Consider the following 16,878-nt stretch of genomic DNA (forward strand, 5'->3'; position numbering starts at 1 on the left):
TACGCGTTTTTCGTCGTTAAGCCGCCAGACTATTGGATACCAAAGTGGTTAGGTTTCAATTTTTTCGACTGTTTCAAAGCGCACTAGCTCCTCATAGGCGTGCCAGCTGGCATGGCCTAGCACCGGAAGTATGAGCGCCAAGCCGATATAAAACGTCATTACCCCCACCAGCACACAGCCAGTCAGAATAGCGGCCCATAGCAGCATAGGGCGGAAATTACGCGCAACGCAGCGCACACTCGCCTCGATACCTTCCATAAAGGTCAGGTCTTGATCCATGAGAGTGGGAATCGCAACTACGCTAATGGCAAAGGCACCAAAGGCTAGAATACCGCCTGCTGCCGTTCCAACCGCCAACATACCAATCCCTTCAGGGGTGGTTAGCAGCGCTGTGTAAAGTGTTTCAGGGCTAGGCACTTCAAAACCAAAAAACAGTGCGAATAGCAGCGTAGCCAAACGAATCCAGGCGAGAAAGAAGATCATCATCATGACGCCCATCATCGCTAGCTGCCCAGCATGAGGTTTCCAACTGCCAAACGCATCACCCAAGTTAGGCACTCTGCCCTGCTCTAGCGCTCGACTGATACCATATGAGCCCACTGCGACCAAAGGACCCACAAACATAAAACCTGCAATCATTGGCAGTAGCCAATACCAGTATCCCAGTGTGAATGCTCCAAACGTGATGGCTATACTCAAGCCCACCCAAAACATGCCATAGGACAAACTAACGGCGGTGGCACGCCGGAAGTCTTCAAGGCCTGAGGTTAACCAGGCGCGGGGGCGATCCATCCCTACTTTATTGATGGTAATTTTAACCAGGGGTATCTCGTTAGTCTTTGGCATATCTGCGTGGTCTTGTGTTTTTGTAGTTGTCGCATTCATGGCATAACTCCTGTGATGTACCAGAGCTGCATTCTTGCCTGTCCCATTAATCCCAACTTAATGGCTTAACGTCTTTTTAATGTAGTTGAACACAGCAATACTGAGAGCCTAGGTCATCAGCAAGTACAAAAAATCCACCACAGGGCAGTTTCCGCCAATTTAATCGATGCGTTAGCGCTTCCTAAACATCTAAAAAAGAATAAAAAAATCATTAAATATTCTTTTTTATTTTAATAGCGCTGATTTAAGGTATACCGCTATTACAAACAGTTAAGGAGTACTTCCATGGGCATGCGCCTACGTGCTGGTTTTGCTCTTGCGGTAGCGATAGGAGCGTTAAATTCCGCCGTTGCGGAAACGGGGCTAGATAGCGAGGCATTGCAGCGAGAGGTGCTTGCGGGTAGCTGCGCGAATTGCCATGGGACTGAGGGGCGCATGGAGGGGGTAGTGCCTTCACTGGCAGGCCGCTCTGCAGATCAGTTAGAAGCACGCCTTCTGGCGTTCAAGCATGAGGAAGATTCCGGCGCCACTATTATGAACCGCATTGCTAAGGGTTATACCGATGAGGAATTGGCTACCTTGGCCGACTACTTCTCTCACTTACCTGCAAAAGAGGAGCTGACACCATGAGCCAGCCTTGGAACCGTCTTAGCCGTCGCCAGTTATTAAAAGGGTTAGGTGGCGCTTCAGCGCTTCCCTTGATGGGTGCTCTTCCAACGTTTGCAATTGGGGGGCAGCATGCAGGGCACGTTGTTGTAGTGGGAGGTGGTTTTGGCGGGGCAACGGCCGCTAAATACCTCAAGCGGGCCAACCCAGCTATCAAAGTCACGCTTGTTGAGCCAGCAGACGTATTTTACACCTGCCCCTTTAGTAACCTTTTCCTAGGCGGTTTGAGGGATATGCGCTCTATTGCTCACAACTATGATGAGCTGCGCCAACGTTACGGCGTAGACGTTGTGCATGCATTAGCCGAAGACATTAATGCCGAAGCACATGAGGTTCGCTTATCCACCGGTGATACCTTGCACTACGACCGATTAGTGCTGTCACCAGGTGTTGATATGCGCTGGGACGCATTAGAGGGCTACGATGAAGCTGCCGCAGAGAAGGCGCCCCACGCTTGGAAAGCAGGCCATCAAACGACCTTACTAAAGCAGCAGCTTGAAGCCATGGAAGATGGCGGCACCTTTATTATGGTGGCACCAGGCAATCCTTACCGCTGCCCACCCGGGCCTTACGAGCGCGCGGGGATGGTGGCACACTATTTCAAAGAGCATAAACCTAACTCTAAGGTATTAATTTTAGACGCCAAGGATAATTTCTCTAAGCAAGGCTTGTTCACTGCAGGGTGGGAGCGTCTTTATGGCGACCGTATAGAGTGGGTGGGCCTTTCCAACGATGGCCGCGTTACCCGGGTCGATGCGGATAATTTAGAAGTTGAAACCGAGTTTGGTACGCGCCACCGCGCCGATGTACTCAACGTCATACCTCCCCAGAAAGCCGGTTGGATCGCAGACCGTGCTGGCGTAACCGATAGCTCTGGGTGGGTGCCCGTCAAACCCGAGACGTTTGAATCACAGCAGGTGGACGACATTTACGTGGTGGGCGACGCCACGGTCGCCGCGCCGATGCCAAAATCAGGCTTCTGCGCCAACGCCCAAGCGAAAGTAGTAGCCGCCGCCATTGCTTCCTCACTCGAACATCAGCCAGCGCCAACCGCTTACTGGGCTAACACTTGCTATAGCTTGGTCGGCCCTAGTTACGGGATCTCTGTTGCGGGTGTCTATAAAGTCACCGACGGGGTCATTGCTGAAGTCGATGGCGCGGGAGGCATTAGCCCTGCCGATGCGTCGGACACTGTTCGGGCGTTAGAAGCTGATTATGCGGTGGGCTGGTACAATGCCATCTGCCAAGATACCTGGGGCACGCAGGTATAGGCACTAACACGTTAAACACATTGTACTCACGGGCTGCCTGAACGGCGGCCCGTTTTATAACTAGCCCCCCCTTGCCATAAAAGGAGACTCACATGAGTCATATTGCGCTGACCCTGTGGGCAGGCGTGGTAATAGGCCTGCTGTTTGGCGCCGTGGGGCAGGCCAGCGGCTTCTGTTTACTGCGTGGAGTCGCCAATAGTGCAAAGGGCGACTCTCGCAAACTCCGCGCCTTTGTGCTTGCTATGGCCACAGCACTACTGGGAACCCAATGGCTTGCCGCTCTGGGTTACTTTTCACTGTCGAACTCGCTTTACATTACGCCATCATTTTCCTGGCTTGCCCTTCCGCTAGGCGGCTTGCTGTTTGGCTACGGTATGGCGTTAGCTAACGGGTGCGGCGCCCGCTCGCTGGTTTTACTGGGTAGCGGCAACCTGCGCAGTGTGGTCGTGGTGATGTGCCTTGGCATTGGGGCCTATATGGCCCTTTCCGGCGTGCTGGCGCCTGGACGCATCTATCTTGAACAAGCCACCTCAATTCCACTGACCACCCAGGACATTGCCGGACTGGTTGCGCTGCCTGGGTGGGCCGTTGCCTCTCTGCTGGGTTTACCTATCGCTGCCTGGGCATTTTCTAACGTACACTTTCGCGCCTCGCCCCGGGACTGGGTCAGTGGCCTTATCGTTGGGTCTTTAGTGCCAGCAGGTTGGTACGCAACGGGCGTGCTCGGCTTTGATGACTTTGAGCCGGTACGCTTAGCAAGCCTGACGTTTGTGGCGCCTATCGGTGCCTCATTGCAGTATGTAATGCTTTCAACAGGTACTCGACTCAGTTTTGGCGTCGCGGTGGTAGGGGGTATTATTCTCGGTGCACTTATCACGGCACTGATCCGACGCGACTTTCACTGGCAGGGTTTCCAAGGGCCAGGCCAAATGGCGCGCAGTATGGTGGGAGCAATGATGATGGGGGTTGGCGGAGTCCTGGCACTGGGCTGCTCAATAGGCCAAGGGATTACCGGTATGTCGACGCTCGCCCTACCCAGCCTTATCGCACTGCTGTGCATTTTGCTTGGGGCCTACCTGGGGGTTAAAGGCCCGTTGGCACTCTCCCACATGGCTAACAACCACCGTTCGCTACATTGACTACATCCCGTTATCTAGGAGAGGCGTATGTCTCGTTCATGGTGCATAAAATCAGCGCTATCTCGTCGAAAAGTTCTGCAACACGGCATGGCGGGCGTAGGGTTAGTCTTGCTGTCGCCCTTCTCTTGGGCCAATGAGGCTTGGCAACAGCTGGATGCTGTCCAGCACCTTCTAAATGGCGAAACGCCAATCACCCAAGGCCTGACGCTTGATTTGCCTCATGTCTCAGAGGATGGTTCAGCCGTCCCCTTAGGTATCAAGTTCGACGGTGAATTAGCGGATAACGACTATTTAACCGATATTCACCTGTTTGCCACCGGCAACCCTCAGCCCGAAATCGCCACGTTTCGGCTTGGCGAGTTAAGCCGTTACCCTGAGATTTCCACTCGCGTGCGCCTTAATGAAACCCAGTACGTGGTGGCTGTTGCCAACACCTACCAAGGGCAAACCTTCGCGGTTTCTCAGGAAGTACGCATCACCGTTAGCGGCTGCCTAATGCGCGGCGAAGATAGCCAGCCTGAACCGCTGTCGAATCCTCGCGTCAGCGTTAACCAACAAGTCGCTGCAGGCGACGCCCTGGAAGTCCGCACGCTAATTAACCACCCAATGGAAACCGGGTTAAGGGAAGGCAGTGACGGTGAGCCTTTACCACGTCACATAATTGAGCACTTTACCGTGCGCCTGGGAGATGAGGTCGCGTTCGAGGCTCAGCTTCATCAATCAATTTCGGCTAACCCCTATTTGCGTTTTCATTTGACGCCGCAACAGAGTGGAGAACTGGTATTTGAGTGGCAAGATGACCAAGGTGAAAAGGCCCAGCACACCAGTGAGTTATCGGTCAGCTAACACAAAAGCACGCTGCATAAACCAACAGCGCCAGGCTTAAAGCCTGGCGCTGTTGGTGTTGCTAGTGACCGCTTAGCGTACGATCATTACCGATATCTTAGAGTGGTGTACTACGTGCTCGGCATTAGGGCCAAGTACATAATCGACAAACTTCCGCTTGTTATGCGAAGCCATCACAATGAGGTCGGCATCAATTTTCCTGCCCACTTTAATAATGGCCTCCCAGGGCGAACCATCTACAATCACGCTTTGCACTTTAACGTCTTCAGGTACGTTCTCTTTGATAAACGTGTGCTGGGCTTCTTTAATAGCCTCGTGGGCTTTTTGAGAGAAGTTTTTAGGAAAATAAGCGCCCACCATGGGCATCTTAATTTCTGGCAGCACGGTTACTAAGTGCAACGAAGCACCGAAGGTCTGGCAAAGTGTGATCGCGGTAGGCAGTGCTTTCTGCCATGACGCTGGCTCATTCAGATCAACCGGCAATAATATCTTTTGATACATGGTGACCTCCTTTAGGCTGCTGCAGCCGACTTTTCTGAACGCTCATTCTTACGGCGACGGCGTTGAAGAAGAACGACCAAGGCAAAAACGGCAAAGCCTGGTATCCACATCCACTCCTTCGCCCAACGGTCTACCGGTGCGAGCACTTCGATGATCTCCTGGTCGAAGTCAAAACCGATATCCTGTGCCAAGCTGCCAAACTGAACAAAATCAATGGTCGCTTGCTCACCCTCTATCCATAGCTCTATGCCTAGCTGCTCCATGCGCTCCTCGCCCGTATCACCACGAGGTACAGGTACAAGCAGGTAGGTGGTCATGGGGTCACCGAAGTCGTCTTCACCCGCAATTTGTACGCGCAGGTTACTGCCATCTTCCACCTGGCCTAGCGCCTCAACAAACTGAGAAGGCGGAACCGACTCATAGGGGTCGTGAATCTTGTCCATCCAGAAACCTGGGCGGAACAGAGTAAAGGCAACCAACAGCAGCAACAGAGACTCATACCAGCGGCTACGCACCACCATATAGCCTTGAGTTCCCGCTGCAAAAATCAGCATGGCAATGGTCGCAATAATAAATATGACTATCCCCTGGAGGAACGACACATCTATCAGTAGCAGGTCGGTATTGAAAATAAACAGGAAGGGCAAAGCGGCTGTTCGCAGGCTGTAGTAGAACGCTTGGAAGCCGGTACGCAGTGGGTCGCCCCCAGATACGGCAGCAGCCGCAAACGAGGCCAGTCCCACCGGCGGCGTTACATCCGCCATGATGCCAAAATAGAAAACGAACAAGTGAACCGCAATAAGCGGCACAATCAAGCCGTTTTGCTGGCCTAGCATAACGATGACGGGCGCCATCAATGCCGACACAACAATGTAGTTGGCCGTGGTAGGCAGACCCATACCTAGAATCAGACTCAGCAGCGCGGTTAGCAGCAGAATCAGCATCAGGTTACCGCCGGAGAGGATTTCCACCACATCGGCCAATACCAACCCAACGCCGGTTTGCGATACAGCACCCACTACGATGCCCGCCGTTGCGGTCGCAATACCGATGCCAATCATATTGCGCGCGCCAGCCACCAAGCCATCCCAAAGGTCAATGAAACCCTCTTTCACATCGGCCGCTAGCTTACTGTGACCACGAAACAGAGCGATGATGGGGCGCTGGGTGACCATGATAAAGATCATGAACACCGTTGCCCAAAACGCAGAGAGCCCAGGTGAAAGGCGCTCTACCATCAAGCACCATACTAATACGACAACCGGCAAAATGTAGTGCAGCCCGACCATGACGGTGGGTCGCGTTTGAGGCAGCGTGACCACCTGTGAGTTCGGGTCGTCTAGTTCCAGCTCAGGATAAGAAGAACCTACCTTCAACAAACCAATGTAAGCAGCCGCAAGACCCACAGAGACCACCCAGAAAGTCGCATCTCCCAACAGGGGTTTTAGCCAACCAAGCCCATAATAGACACCAAACGAGAGCGCCATCAGCAGAATCAGGCCGGTTAAAAAGCCAATCACTTTATTTAGCAGCGGACGAACGGGGTTGCTAGACGGCAGACCCGACATGTTCGCTTTGAGCGCTTCAAGGTGAACAATGTAAATCAAGGCAATATAGGAAATAATCGCAGGCAAAAAAGCGTGCTTAATCACTTCCACATAGGAAATGCCGACATACTCGACCATTAAAAATGCAGCGGCCCCCATAACCGGCGGCATAATCTGACCATTCACTGACGAGGAGACCTCAACAGCCCCCGCCTTTTCAGCACTAAAGCCGACTCGCTTCATCATCGGAATCGTAAAGGTACCCGTTGTCACCGTATTGGCGATCGACGACCCCGAGATCAAACCGGTCATACCTGATGCCACCACGGCGGCTTTCGCCGGGCCACCCTTAAAGTGCCCAAGCATAGAGAAGGCCACTTTAATGAAATAGTTACCCGCCCCCGCTTTATCTAGCAGCGCACCGAAGAGAACAAACAGGAAAACAAAACTGGTGGAAACACCAACAGCAATACCAAAAACACCTTGAGTGCCTAACCACTGGTGGTTAATTAACCCATGAAGGCTGACGCCACGGTGGGCCAATATGCCCGGCATGTAGGGACCAAACAACGAGTAAGCAATAAAAATACCGGCAACCACCATCAACGGTGGCCCAAGCGCTCGTCGCGCCGCCTCCAGCAACAGCACAATACCAATAACCCCCACCACTACATCTTGAGTAATGGGACGCCCCGGCCGCTGGGCAAGGTCAGAATAAAATAAGAAAAGATAAGCGCCACAGAAAGTGGCCACCGCTGCGAATACCCAGTCTTGCAGCGGGATACGGTCCCTAGGTGACCGTTTTAGCGCAGGGTAGGCCATGAAGGCCAAAAAAAGCGCAAACGCCAAATGGATTGAGCGAGCTTCCGTGGAATTAAAGACGCCAAAACCAACCATATAAGGAAGTGGCGATGCAATCCATAGCTGAAACAGCGACCACGACGCTGCAATACAGACGAGCAGCTTGCCGGGTGCTCCCAGGGGTTTCCTTGCCCCTGTGTCGCTGGATGCGACCATATCCTCAAGGTCATTATCAGCGGCTGCCGAAGGGTGTTTGTCATCACGCATACGCTTGCCCTACCTAATGGTCAGCGCTGACAGTCAGCGCTTTCAACAAGAAACGCGGACACCCAGGGTGCCCGCGCTTTATTACTCAAAAAGTGAGTGTTACTCATCTACTGCTATGGGTATCACGTCACGCTACCGTTTTACTCGATCCAGCCACGCTCACGGTAGTAACGCTCTGCGCCGTCGTGTAGCGGAGCAGTTAAGCCGTCAGCAATCATGTCTTCTTCGTTCAGGTTTTCAAACGCTGGATGCAGGCGCTTGAAACGGTCGAAGTTTTCAAAAACCGCTTTAACGGTTTCGTAAATAACGTCTTCATCAACGTCTGTCGAAGAGACAAAGGTTGCTGCTACGCCGAAGGTCTCGACATCTTCATCGTTACCACGGTACACACCGCCCGGGATAACAGAACGGGTGTAGTAGGGATACTCTTCGATCAGGGAATCGATTTCGTCACCGGTCACCGACACGATGCGCGCATCAATAGTAGTGGTCGCTTCCTGAATGGAACCGTTGGGGTGACCTACCACGTACACCATGGCATCGATATTGTTGTCTGAAAGCGCGGCAGCCTGTTCAGCGGCATCTAACTGAGATGCCAGTGCGAAGGTGCTTTCATCCCAACCGAACGCATCCATGACCACATCCATGGTGTTGCGCTGGCCAGAACCAGGGTTGCCGATGTTGACGCGCTTACCTGGGAAATCGCTGATATTTTCAATACCGGAGTTAGCACGAGCAACAACGGTTAACGGTTCACCATGCATGGTGAACACAGAGCGCATCTCTTCCCAGGCGCCATCTTCTTCGAAGTTGGCTTCGCCGTGATAAGCGCGGTACTGAACGTCAGACTGAACGACGCCCATATCCAGCTCGCCAGTTTTCATACCGTTAACGTTGGCAACCGAGCCACCGGTAGACGGTGCGTTACAACGAATGTTGTGCTCGTCACTTCCGCGGTTAACCATACGACAGACCGACTGGCCAACCACATAGTAAACGCCGGTTTGACCACCGGTACCGATGGTAATGTAACGATCTTGAGCTACTGCCGGTGAAGCAAAGCTTGCCGCTGCAATCAGCGCGCCTGAAAAGGCAGCGGTAGAAAATACATGGCGTTTCATGGAGATACCTCTTTATCTTGATGTTGTGAGCGTTATGCGCTTTGAAACCACCTGCAGAACGGTTCCCCTCAGGTATTTCGATATCAAAACGTTTTCAAGACAATCTGTTAACTGCATCGACAGTTAGTGCCGACTATTACTACTTTAGCGAAAAAACACGCGTTTGGCGAAACCCCATTCTGTCACAGGGACTTGAGTTTCAAGCGCCGCTAACGCTGCAGATTTTGTAAGTCTAGCGGGCTTGAACGTTTAGTGGGCGTTAATTGGGGAGAATGGCGGGAATATATGCGTGTCGTGCATGACCTATGAATATTTTAAACACACGCCTATGTTGCTACAGGCTTAAGACTAACGTGGTCTTTTTATAAGCACTGCAGCCAACCGTTGGAGCCGTGGCGCGCCAAGCAGAATCAAACAAAATGCAACTGGCCAAGCAATATAGAAGGCGCGCCACCAACGCCCGAAAAAGCCATCCATCAGGCCTGTATTTGCCCAGGTAATTACAAACGTCATTAGCGTGACCATGTAGATCGACATTAAAAACGCGAACACTATCGGGGCGAAGCGAGGGGGAAACAGCATATTATCTCCAAGGTAACTACGACAAATGTAACTACGGCCACTGTATCTATGGCCACTGTAACTACGGCAGGTGCGAGCAGCACACTATAAAACCAAAAGGAATATACTAATAACCACCATTAACTTTTAAGTCAATAGTGGCTACGTTTTGTACAAATATATCGGTATATACCGGCATCAGACGTTGTAACCCAGTACCGTCGGCAACCACAGCGCGATGCTAGGAAAAATAGCGACCAACGCCAACGCACACCCCATGGCCACCACAAACAGCAGCGCCCAGCCCACAGTATGTTCTAAGCGTATTTTTGCCACCTCAGTGGTAACCATAAGGTTGACGGCGACGGGTGGCGTAAACTGACCGATAGCAATGTTCATCGCTAATAAAATCCCGAACCAGACCGGATTCCATTCAAAGTGCTGCATAACAGGAATTAGGATCGGCATCATAATCAGATAGATGGAAATAGCATCCAGCAGCATACCGGCCACCAGTACCGCTAGCATCACCAGTATCAATAGCAGAACACCATTATCGGTTAGGCTGATAATCCACTCGGCTAAATGACGGAAGGTGCCCAGCATTGTCCCCGCCCAGGCAAAAATACCCGCTAGGGAGATAATCAGCATCACCACACCTGAGATAATCGCCGCTTCCCCAAGTAACTCCCACAAATCGCGCAGCGAAAGTTCTTTGGTGAGAAAAAGCCCCACCAGCGTGCCATAGGCAACTGCCACCACTGCGGCTTCAGTAGGCGTGAATAGGCCAGAGCGGAGACCACCCAAAATCAGCACCGGAGCAAAGAGTGCAGGCAACGCTTGCTTAAACGTCGTGCGTACGCTGAGTAACTCAGCCCCCTCCACCGGCGTGCCGCCCTCCCAACCGTAGCGTTTGGAAACGATCATTGCTGGCACCAATAGCGCCATCCCCGCCAAAATACCGGGGAAGAGGCCCGCTGCGAACAGTGCGCGAAGATCCACCCCAGGCACCACAATAGAGTAAAGAATCAGCGCCACCGACGGGGGAATTAAAATAGCCGTGGATGCTGAGGCAGCGATAAGCGTTGCCGAAAATGGCTTCGGGTAGCCCGCTTTGGTCATGCTTGGCAACATAACCATGGCCACTGCCGCCGCGTCCGCAGGGCCAGAGCCACTCATGCCGCCCATAATCATACACACCAGCACCGCCACCAGTGCCAAGCCACCATGGCGCGGGCCAATCAACGCCTGGGCAAAGCGCACTAGCCGCAACGCAACGCCCGAGCGTTCAAAAATCAGCCCGGTCAGGATAAACAGGGGTATGGCAATCAGCGGATATTTCGCAATGCTGTTATACGTGTTGGTACCCAGCGTTGCCAGCATGTCGGGGGAAAGCCCCGCCAAGATGCCCACCGCACCAGAAAGCGCTAACGAAAAGGCCACCGGCACACCGGCAATGAGCAGCCCTGCGAAGGCAAGTATCATCCAGATATCAGGCGTCACTGTTCAGCCTCCCTTCTAGCCTGTCGCGGGTTTGCTGAACCAAGCGCCATAGCATGGCGGCTGACAATACCGGCAGCCAAAGTAGATACCACCACTGGGGCAGCCCTAACCCCGGTGAAAGCGACTCCCACTGGTACTCTTGCCATGTTAGCTTGCCGCCATACCAGGTAATCAACCCCAACACGATCAGCCCACACACGGCTTGAAACAGAATCAAGGCACTACGCCACCGCCCAGGCAGCGCCCGTTCTAGAAAGCCAATACGGATATGCCGGTTGCGCCTTAGCGCCACCGATGCGCCTGCAAACGTCAGCACGACAAGTAGGAAAACGGAAAACTCTTCGGTAAACGAAAACGAGCCGCCTGTTAGGTACCGAGTCACCACATTACCCAGGCTAATCAATGAGATAATAATAAGAGAAAGCGCACCAAGCCAGCGCTCGGGCCGCGCATCGGGAAAGCCTTTCATGGGGTAACCTCACAGCAAAAACTACCGACCCTTAAGCGTAAGGGCCGGTAGTTGAAACACCAAAACGCTTAACGTGCGTCGATGGCCGATTGAGCGGCCTCTACCAGCTCTTCGCCGATGCGCGGCGCCCATTTTTCATAAACGGACTGGGTCGCATCCACAAAGGCTTGATACTGCTCGTCGGTTAGCTCCGTTACCGTGACGCCGCGCTCCTGAATAGCCGCCAAGCGCTCACTCTCCTCCTCACGGGTCATGGCGATTTCCCACGCCCCCGCCTCTTCTGCCGTTTCACGCAGTAACGTCTGATGCTCTTCGCTCAGTGAACGCCATACCTGCTGGTTGACGGCAAAAATCAGCGGGTCGTTCATGTAGTTCCAGAGCGTTAAGTGCTCCTGACCTACTTGGTCAATACGCGCCACATCAAAGACGGAAAGCGGGTTTTCCTGGCCATCAACCGCGCCCGTGGTCAGGGCAGGTTGGGCGTCAGTCCAACTCATTTGCGTAGGGTCAGCGCCGAGGGCCGAGAAAGTATCCTGGAACAGCGGCGAGCCGACAACGCGAATCTTCAAGCCGTTTAGATCTTCTGGCTGGCTAATCGGCCCACGGGAGTTAGAAACCTGGCGGAAACCATTTTCGCCCCATGCAAGCGGCATCACACCGCGAGACTCAATCGCTTCAAAGACCATATCCCCCGCCTCACCGCCGGTAACTGCATCGACGGCGGCCTCATCGGGGATAAAGAACGGTAAAGAGAACAGGTTGAGTTCAGGCACCTGGGGGGACCAGTTGATGGTTGACCCTACCGCCGCATCAATCAACCCCGAGCGCATGGCGGAAAACTCGCGGGTTTGATCCCCCGATACCAGCTGAGAGTTCGGGTAGACCCGCAGGGTGAGGTCACCACCGCTACGCTCCTCAACCAGCTCGGCCCACTTTTCAGCGGCCTGCCCCCAAGGAAAAGCGTCAGACAAAACCGTGGAAACCGAGAGTTCACGAGCGTGGGCAGAAAGTGAGGCAGAAAGCAGTGCCACACCGGCCAAGCCAGCGGTGAAGCGAGCCATAGAGCGTGTCAGCGTCATTGTATTGATCCTTTTTTGATTTTTATGGGGCCTTGCTATTTTTTATCCTGCTCAGCTTACGTTAACAGGCATCGCCCGCTAACCCAGGAGCGCTCCATTGTAGGCACTCACGTGGTGAAAGAAAGCGCTTGATGCGCCTTTTAACCATCAACTTTTGGTGCAAAGGACGCCGAGCGTTACGGTGTCGAACGCTTGCTGCTAAGCTACGCGACTCACTTTTTATAACTACAGGGACATTAACGTGCCACTACGCGACCTGTTGCTCAGCCTGTTGGTTATCACTATTTGGGCGCTGAATATTATTGTCATTAAGGTGGGGGTGGCAGAACTTCCGCCACTATTAATGACCACATTGCGCTTTATGTTGGTCGCTGCGCTGCTGGTGCCCTTCTACCCCGTTGCCCGAGTTCAGCTGCCTTTTTTACTGCTCCTTTCGGTGACGTTTGGCACGTTTCACTTTGCACTTTTGTTTATTGGCCTGGGGCAGGCAGAAGCGGGCACAGGGGCGCTGCTGGTACAAATGGGCACGCCCTTTGCGACGCTGTTAGCGGTGGTCTTTCTTAAAGAGGCTCTGGGACCAAAACGTATCGCTGGGCTGCTGCTCTCGTTTTCGGGGATCGTTGTGCTGGCCGGCGGGCCCACGTTACCCACCCCCCTACCCTTGGCCATTTTACTGTTAAGTGCTTTTGGCTGGGCGGTATCGCAACTGTTGATCAAACGCGGGCCACCCATCGCACCGCTTGCATTGGCAGGCTGGGTGGCGCTGTTTGCAATACCCCAGGTAGCACTAGGGTCGTGGCTATTTGAAAGCAACCAGTGGCAGGCGATGCAGCAGGCAAGTTGGTTAGGCTGGGGAGCAATGATTTACACCGCCGTGATGTCGTCTATTGTGGCCTACGGGATTTGGTATGGGCTGCTGCGGCGTCATCCGGTTAATCGCGTGGTGCCGATGACACTGCTTATCCCCGTACTCGCAGTTGGCCTGGGTGCGCTACTCATGGGCGATAGCTTAGGGTTTCACAAACTTGCTGGCGGCGGTTTAGTGGTTGCCGGCATCGCGCTCATCGTGTTGAACATCGGTAAGCGCCACCCGGCCAAGGTGGCATAATCACCAGCGCCACTTAACTACTCAGGACGACAGAACCCTGCCAGGGCAGGTACGGACACACAGTCGCCCACTTGAATGCCGCGCTCGGCAAAGTAGCCTGCATTTACCTCAAGGGCAGAGTAATAGGCTGTCCCTGCTGGGTAGGTGGGGCACTCACGCGGCGCCTCAGACTCACAGGGCTGCATGGTGTTAATCGCCACAATGCGCCCTTCACCGTCTATATAAGCAATATCCAGCGGAATCAACGTGCGGTACATCCAGAATGCGTTGCCCGCTGGCTGTTCGCTCTCGAAGCGAAATAGCATACCCCGGGTTTCCGGCAAATGTTCACGCCCCATTAGGCCACGCTGGCGCTGGGCGGTGGTTTCCGCCACTTCCACATCCAAGCGGTGAGGGCCTTCCCGGCTATGAATAGCGAGCGGCAAGGTGGTGGCTTGGCTGTTTTCTGCCGCCCAAGCGGAAAGCAGCGGTAGCGGCAGGCTGGCGGCCAGAGAAACGCCGAGTGACGTTTTTAGCAACTGGCGACGAGTTAGGGTCATAACAGGTTCCTTTTGTTGTGCGGCGCCACGTGTGGACGATGTTCCGGCATAAGGTGTATCCCTTCCGCCAGGAGTGACACATGCACGTGCTCTTCCAGGGTTAGCTGGTTACGCCTGGCTGCATGCGTTGCGATGTCGAAACGTAGCATATCGCCGTTTGAAACTCTTAACGCTATCGACGTTATACCGCCAAGCACCACCATTTCACATACCGTCGCCGCAACGGGATTTTCACGCTCTCCATGGGATGGCCGTCCCCGCCGGTGCAGCACGATATCCGATGGCGGCAGGTACCAGGCAACACGCCTGCCCACGGCAAGCGACTGGAGCTCTTCGCCTACCTCCAGCAGCCATTCGCCCCACTTGAGACGGCGCTGACCATGCCAGTCCACGACCTCTCCCTCAAAGATATTATGACGATCAAGCAAACGCGCCACTAGCGGGGAGGCTGGCCGTCGGAAAAGCGTTTCAGGCGCGCCCTGCTGTAAGCTTGTGCCGTTGTGCAGCACGCAGATTTGGTCTGCTAGCGCCGCGGCTTCTTCTAAATCGTGCGTCACCAGCACAATGGGAATGGGTATTTGCTGGCGCAGCAGCGCCAGCTCTCGCTGCAGGCGGCGCCGCGTGACCTGATCTACGGCCGAAAAAGGCTCATCAAGCAGCAATGCCTGCGGCTCCCGGGCAAGCGCCCGGGCCAGCGCCACTCGCTGACGCTGGCCGCCGGAAAGTTCATTGGGAAAGCGTGCCTCCAACCCCTCTAAACGCACCTTGCTCAACCACTGTGTTGCATGAGCATAGCGCCGGGGCTGGGGCAGGTGGCCAAGGGCGAGTTGAACATTATCCAGCGCACTTAAATGAGGGAACAGCGCGTAATCTTGAAATACCATGCCGATCTGACGCTGCTGGGGGGGCAGCGAAATCCGCTTGCCGCCTACCCGCTCAGATGTTGAAAACCATGTACGCCCGGCGCAAGTCACCTGACCTTGTTTAGGCTGATAAAGCCCAGCAATGGTGCGCAGCAGCGTGGTTTTACCGCTGCCAGAGGGCCCTACCAGCGCCAGCAGTTCCCCGGGTTCGCAGCTAAACGTCGCATTGAGCGGTATTGGGCCGCTTTGTTGGGCAGTTACCGTTAGTTTAGCCACGCGCCCACCTACGCTTGCCTGCAAGGCCATACACCAAGCCCAAGGTGGTGAGGGACACGAACAATAACAGCGCCGACATACGCGCCGCGCCCTGCTCGTCAAATGCCTGCACACGGTCGTAGATAGCAATGGCTAAGGTGCGGGTTTCACCATCAATGGCGCCCCCGACCATCAAAATGACGCCGAACTCACCCAGCGTGTGGGCAAAGGTTAAGGCAGCGGCGGAGAGAATACCTGGCCACACTAACGGCAGCTCAATACGCCAGAGGGTTTGCCAGGGGCTAAGGCCGCTACACCAGGCAGCTTCGCGCAGATTAGCGGGCACGTGTTCAAAGGCTCGTTGAATAGGCTGAATGGCGAAGGGAAGATTAGCAATGAGCGACGCTAGCAGGATGCCGCTAAAGGTGAAGTTTAATCCGCCCCCGGTAAGCGTTGCCCATACGCTGCCTAATGGCGCGTCACGGCCAAACTGCTGCAGTAAATAGAACCCCAGCACCGTGGGTGGCAGCACCAGCGGCAGCGCGATAAGTGCTTCGCATAACCCTTTACCACGAAACCTAGCCGTTGCCAGGGCGCGACCTGCCCATATTCCGACGGGAAGTAAAAACAGGCACGTTAAGGCGGCCAAACGAAGCGAAACAGACAGTGCCGACCAATCCATTACTCGGTACTAAAGCCATGCTGCTTGAGAATCGCCAGCGCTTCGTCTTCTTGTAGCCAGGCATAAAAGGCTTTCGCCACCTCTCCCGCTTGGCGGGTTAGCACCATGCGTTGGCGTAACGGTGCATGCCACTCCTCAGGGATCAGTACGTACTCACTGCGCTGGGCAAGGGCTGGGGCTAACGCCAGCGAATAAGCCACCAAGCCACCTCGGGCATCGTCTGCCAGCGCAAACTGAGCCGCTTGCGAGACATTCTCACCCAATACGCGAAGTGGCGCGACCGGCTCCCATAACGAGGCATGGCTCAACGCCTGCTGGGCGGCAACGCCGTAAGGCGCATGTTCAGGGTTCGCCAAAGCGATACGCTCGCGCGTGCCGTTAGCACTGGCGGCTATGGCTTGCTCGACGCCTGCTAACGGGGCGGTTTCATCAGGCAAATCGCCACGCTGTGAACGCTGTAGCCATACTAGCCGGCCAATGGCGTAAATGGTGCCCTCATCCAGGGTATGTCCCTCCTGATGAAGCGCAAAGACATAGGCTTCATCAGCAGAAAGATAGAGTTCAAAGGGTGCCCCTTGGGCGATTTGACGACGGAAGTTACCCGAGGAGCCAAAGTTGAGCCTTACGTCTGCCCCGGTCTGCGCCTTAAACCGCTCCGCTGCTTCGGTGAGCGCAAACTGTAGATCAGATGCCGCCGCGATTATCGGCGGCTGCGCACCGGCCAATGCCGGTGTGCTAAAGAGCATAAAAAACGCCAGCAGGAGCGTGCGCATAA

17 protein-coding genes are annotated in these 16,878 nt (G+C 54.4%); 5 read left to right on the plus strand and 12 right to left on the minus strand.

The features are described 5' to 3' along the window. Positions 1-48: 48 nt before the first annotated feature. On the minus strand, positions 49-885 hold the full coding sequence (locus tag P8S54_RS07460; protein WP_281443887.1) for a DUF2189 domain-containing protein: 837 nt from the start codon (positions 883-885) through the stop codon (positions 49-51). A gap of 285 nt (positions 886-1,170) precedes the next feature. Here P8S54_RS07460 and P8S54_RS07465 point away from each other — a divergent pair, with 285 nt between their 5' ends. From P8S54_RS07465 to soxZ, 4 genes are all read left to right on the plus strand, one after another. Further along, positions 1,171-1,515, plus strand: coding sequence for a c-type cytochrome (locus tag P8S54_RS07465; protein WP_009096009.1), 345 nt, complete (start codon positions 1,171-1,173; stop codon positions 1,513-1,515). Further along, positions 1,512-2,822 carry an NAD(P)/FAD-dependent oxidoreductase gene (locus P8S54_RS07470; RefSeq protein WP_281443888.1) on the plus strand — a complete coding sequence of 437 codons (1,311 nt, stop codon included), beginning with the start codon at positions 1,512-1,514 and terminating at the stop codon, positions 2,820-2,822. The genes P8S54_RS07465 and P8S54_RS07470 overlap by 4 nt, the downstream gene beginning before the upstream one ends. A 92-nt stretch (positions 2,823-2,914) precedes the next feature. Continuing rightward, positions 2,915-3,961: a YeeE/YedE family protein gene (locus P8S54_RS07475; RefSeq protein ID WP_281443889.1), complete on the plus strand. Its 1,047-nt coding sequence runs from the start codon at positions 2,915-2,917 to the stop codon at positions 3,959-3,961. Positions 3,962-3,988: 27 nt separating this feature from the next. After that, positions 3,989-4,807, plus strand: coding sequence for a thiosulfate oxidation carrier complex protein SoxZ (gene soxZ / locus P8S54_RS07480; RefSeq protein ID WP_281443890.1), 819 nt, complete (start codon positions 3,989-3,991; stop codon positions 4,805-4,807). A gap of 72 nt (positions 4,808-4,879) precedes the next feature. Here soxZ and P8S54_RS07485 read toward each other — a convergent pair whose 3' ends face one another. The 7 genes from P8S54_RS07485 to P8S54_RS07515 all read right to left on the minus strand — a co-directional run bounded on the left by P8S54_RS07485 (position 4,880) and on the right by P8S54_RS07515 (position 12,656). Then, the gene (locus P8S54_RS07485; RefSeq protein ID WP_281443891.1) at positions 4,880-5,308 is read right to left on the minus strand and encodes a universal stress protein; all 429 of its coding nucleotides are present in this window, start codon (positions 5,306-5,308) and stop codon (positions 4,880-4,882) included. Between the two features lie 11 nt (positions 5,309-5,319). After that, a complete protein-coding gene (locus tag P8S54_RS07490; RefSeq protein ID WP_281443892.1) occupies positions 5,320-7,923 on the minus strand; it encodes a TRAP transporter permease in 2,604 nt (867 codons plus the stop codon). Between the two features lie 140 nt (positions 7,924-8,063). After that, positions 8,064-9,044 (minus strand): TAXI family TRAP transporter solute-binding subunit, encoded by a 981-nt coding sequence (locus P8S54_RS07495; RefSeq protein WP_281443893.1) that lies wholly within the window; start codon positions 9,042-9,044, stop codon positions 8,064-8,066. Between the two features lie 348 nt (positions 9,045-9,392). Further along, positions 9,393-9,626, minus strand: a complete 234-nt coding sequence (locus P8S54_RS07500) for a DUF2798 domain-containing protein (RefSeq protein WP_009095993.1) — start codon at positions 9,624-9,626, stop codon at positions 9,393-9,395. A 177-nt stretch (positions 9,627-9,803) separates the two neighbouring features. Continuing rightward, positions 9,804-11,108, minus strand: coding sequence for a TRAP transporter large permease (locus tag P8S54_RS07505; RefSeq protein ID WP_009095991.1), 1,305 nt, complete (start codon positions 11,106-11,108; stop codon positions 9,804-9,806). Then, positions 11,098-11,577: a TRAP transporter small permease gene (locus P8S54_RS07510; RefSeq protein WP_281443894.1), complete on the minus strand. Its 480-nt coding sequence runs from the start codon at positions 11,575-11,577 to the stop codon at positions 11,098-11,100. Before P8S54_RS07510 ends, P8S54_RS07505 begins: the two co-directional genes overlap by 11 nt. Before the next feature lie 68 nt (positions 11,578-11,645). Next, on the minus strand, positions 11,646-12,656 hold the full coding sequence (locus P8S54_RS07515; RefSeq protein ID WP_281443895.1) for a DctP family TRAP transporter solute-binding subunit: 1,011 nt from the start codon (positions 12,654-12,656) through the stop codon (positions 11,646-11,648). A 241-nt stretch (positions 12,657-12,897) separates the two neighbouring features. Here P8S54_RS07515 and P8S54_RS07520 point away from each other — a divergent pair, with 241 nt between their 5' ends. Continuing rightward, a complete protein-coding gene (locus P8S54_RS07520; protein ID WP_281443896.1) occupies positions 12,898-13,764 on the plus strand; it encodes an EamA family transporter in 867 nt (288 codons plus the stop codon). A gap of 17 nt (positions 13,765-13,781) precedes the next feature. On the opposite strand, the gene P8S54_RS07525 is transcribed toward P8S54_RS07520, so the two are convergent. Genes P8S54_RS07525 through modA form a run of 4 tightly spaced genes read right to left on the minus strand, consistent with a single transcriptional unit; the run spans position 13,782 to position 16,876 of the window. Beyond that, positions 13,782-14,303, minus strand: coding sequence for a DUF192 domain-containing protein (locus P8S54_RS07525; protein ID WP_009095983.1), 522 nt, complete (start codon positions 14,301-14,303; stop codon positions 13,782-13,784). Further along, positions 14,300-15,442 (minus strand): ABC transporter ATP-binding protein, encoded by a 1,143-nt coding sequence (locus P8S54_RS07530; RefSeq protein WP_281443897.1) that lies wholly within the window; start codon positions 15,440-15,442, stop codon positions 14,300-14,302. Before P8S54_RS07530 ends, P8S54_RS07525 begins: the two co-directional genes overlap by 4 nt. After that, complete coding sequence (modB, locus tag P8S54_RS07535) at positions 15,435-16,103, minus strand: molybdate ABC transporter permease subunit (RefSeq protein WP_009095979.1); 669 nt, start codon at positions 16,101-16,103, stop codon at positions 15,435-15,437. The genes P8S54_RS07530 and modB overlap by 8 nt, the downstream gene beginning before the upstream one ends. After that, positions 16,103-16,876 carry a molybdate ABC transporter substrate-binding protein gene (gene modA / locus P8S54_RS07540; RefSeq protein ID WP_281443898.1) on the minus strand — a complete coding sequence of 258 codons (774 nt, stop codon included), beginning with the start codon at positions 16,874-16,876 and terminating at the stop codon, positions 16,103-16,105. Before modA ends, modB begins: the two co-directional genes overlap by 1 nt. Between the last annotated feature and the right edge of the window lie 2 nt (positions 16,877-16,878).

The organism is Halomonas sp. M1, assembly GCF_029581375.1.
Classification (GTDB): domain Bacteria; phylum Pseudomonadota; class Gammaproteobacteria; order Pseudomonadales; family Halomonadaceae; genus Vreelandella.

What these genes read in the sequence shown, in the direction of transcription:
- P8S54_RS07460 (WP_281443887.1), bottom strand. Translation starts at nt 885, where the DNA reads ATGAATGCGACAACTACAAAAACACAAGACCACGCAGATATGCCAAAG.
- P8S54_RS07465 (WP_009096009.1), top strand. Translation starts at nt 1,171, where the DNA reads ATGGGCATGCGCCTACGTGCTGGTTTTGCTCTTGCGGTAGCGATAGGA.
- P8S54_RS07470 (WP_281443888.1), top strand. Translation starts at nt 1,512, where the DNA reads ATGAGCCAGCCTTGGAACCGTCTTAGCCGTCGCCAGTTATTAAAAGGG.
- P8S54_RS07475 (WP_281443889.1), top strand. Translation starts at nt 2,915, where the DNA reads ATGAGTCATATTGCGCTGACCCTGTGGGCAGGCGTGGTAATAGGCCTG.
- soxZ (WP_281443890.1), top strand. Translation starts at nt 3,989, where the DNA reads ATGTCTCGTTCATGGTGCATAAAATCAGCGCTATCTCGTCGAAAAGTT.
- P8S54_RS07485 (WP_281443891.1), bottom strand. Translation starts at nt 5,308, where the DNA reads ATGTATCAAAAGATATTATTGCCGGTTGATCTGAATGAGCCAGCGTCA.
- P8S54_RS07490 (WP_281443892.1), bottom strand. Translation starts at nt 7,923, where the DNA reads ATGCGTGATGACAAACACCCTTCGGCAGCCGCTGATAATGACCTTGAG.
- P8S54_RS07495 (WP_281443893.1), bottom strand. Translation starts at nt 9,044, where the DNA reads ATGAAACGCCATGTATTTTCTACCGCTGCCTTTTCAGGCGCGCTGATT.
- P8S54_RS07500 (WP_009095993.1), bottom strand. Translation starts at nt 9,626, where the DNA reads ATGCTGTTTCCCCCTCGCTTCGCCCCGATAGTGTTCGCGTTTTTAATG.
- P8S54_RS07510 (WP_281443894.1), bottom strand. Translation starts at nt 11,577, where the DNA reads ATGAAAGGCTTTCCCGATGCGCGGCCCGAGCGCTGGCTTGGTGCGCTT.
- P8S54_RS07515 (WP_281443895.1), bottom strand. Translation starts at nt 12,656, where the DNA reads ATGACGCTGACACGCTCTATGGCTCGCTTCACCGCTGGCTTGGCCGGT.
- P8S54_RS07525 (WP_009095983.1), bottom strand. Translation starts at nt 14,303, where the DNA reads ATGACCCTAACTCGTCGCCAGTTGCTAAAAACGTCACTCGGCGTTTCT.
- modB (WP_009095979.1), bottom strand. Translation starts at nt 16,103, where the DNA reads ATGGATTGGTCGGCACTGTCTGTTTCGCTTCGTTTGGCCGCCTTAACG.
- modA (WP_281443898.1), bottom strand. Translation starts at nt 16,876, where the DNA reads ATGCGCACGCTCCTGCTGGCGTTTTTTATGCTCTTTAGCACACCGGCA.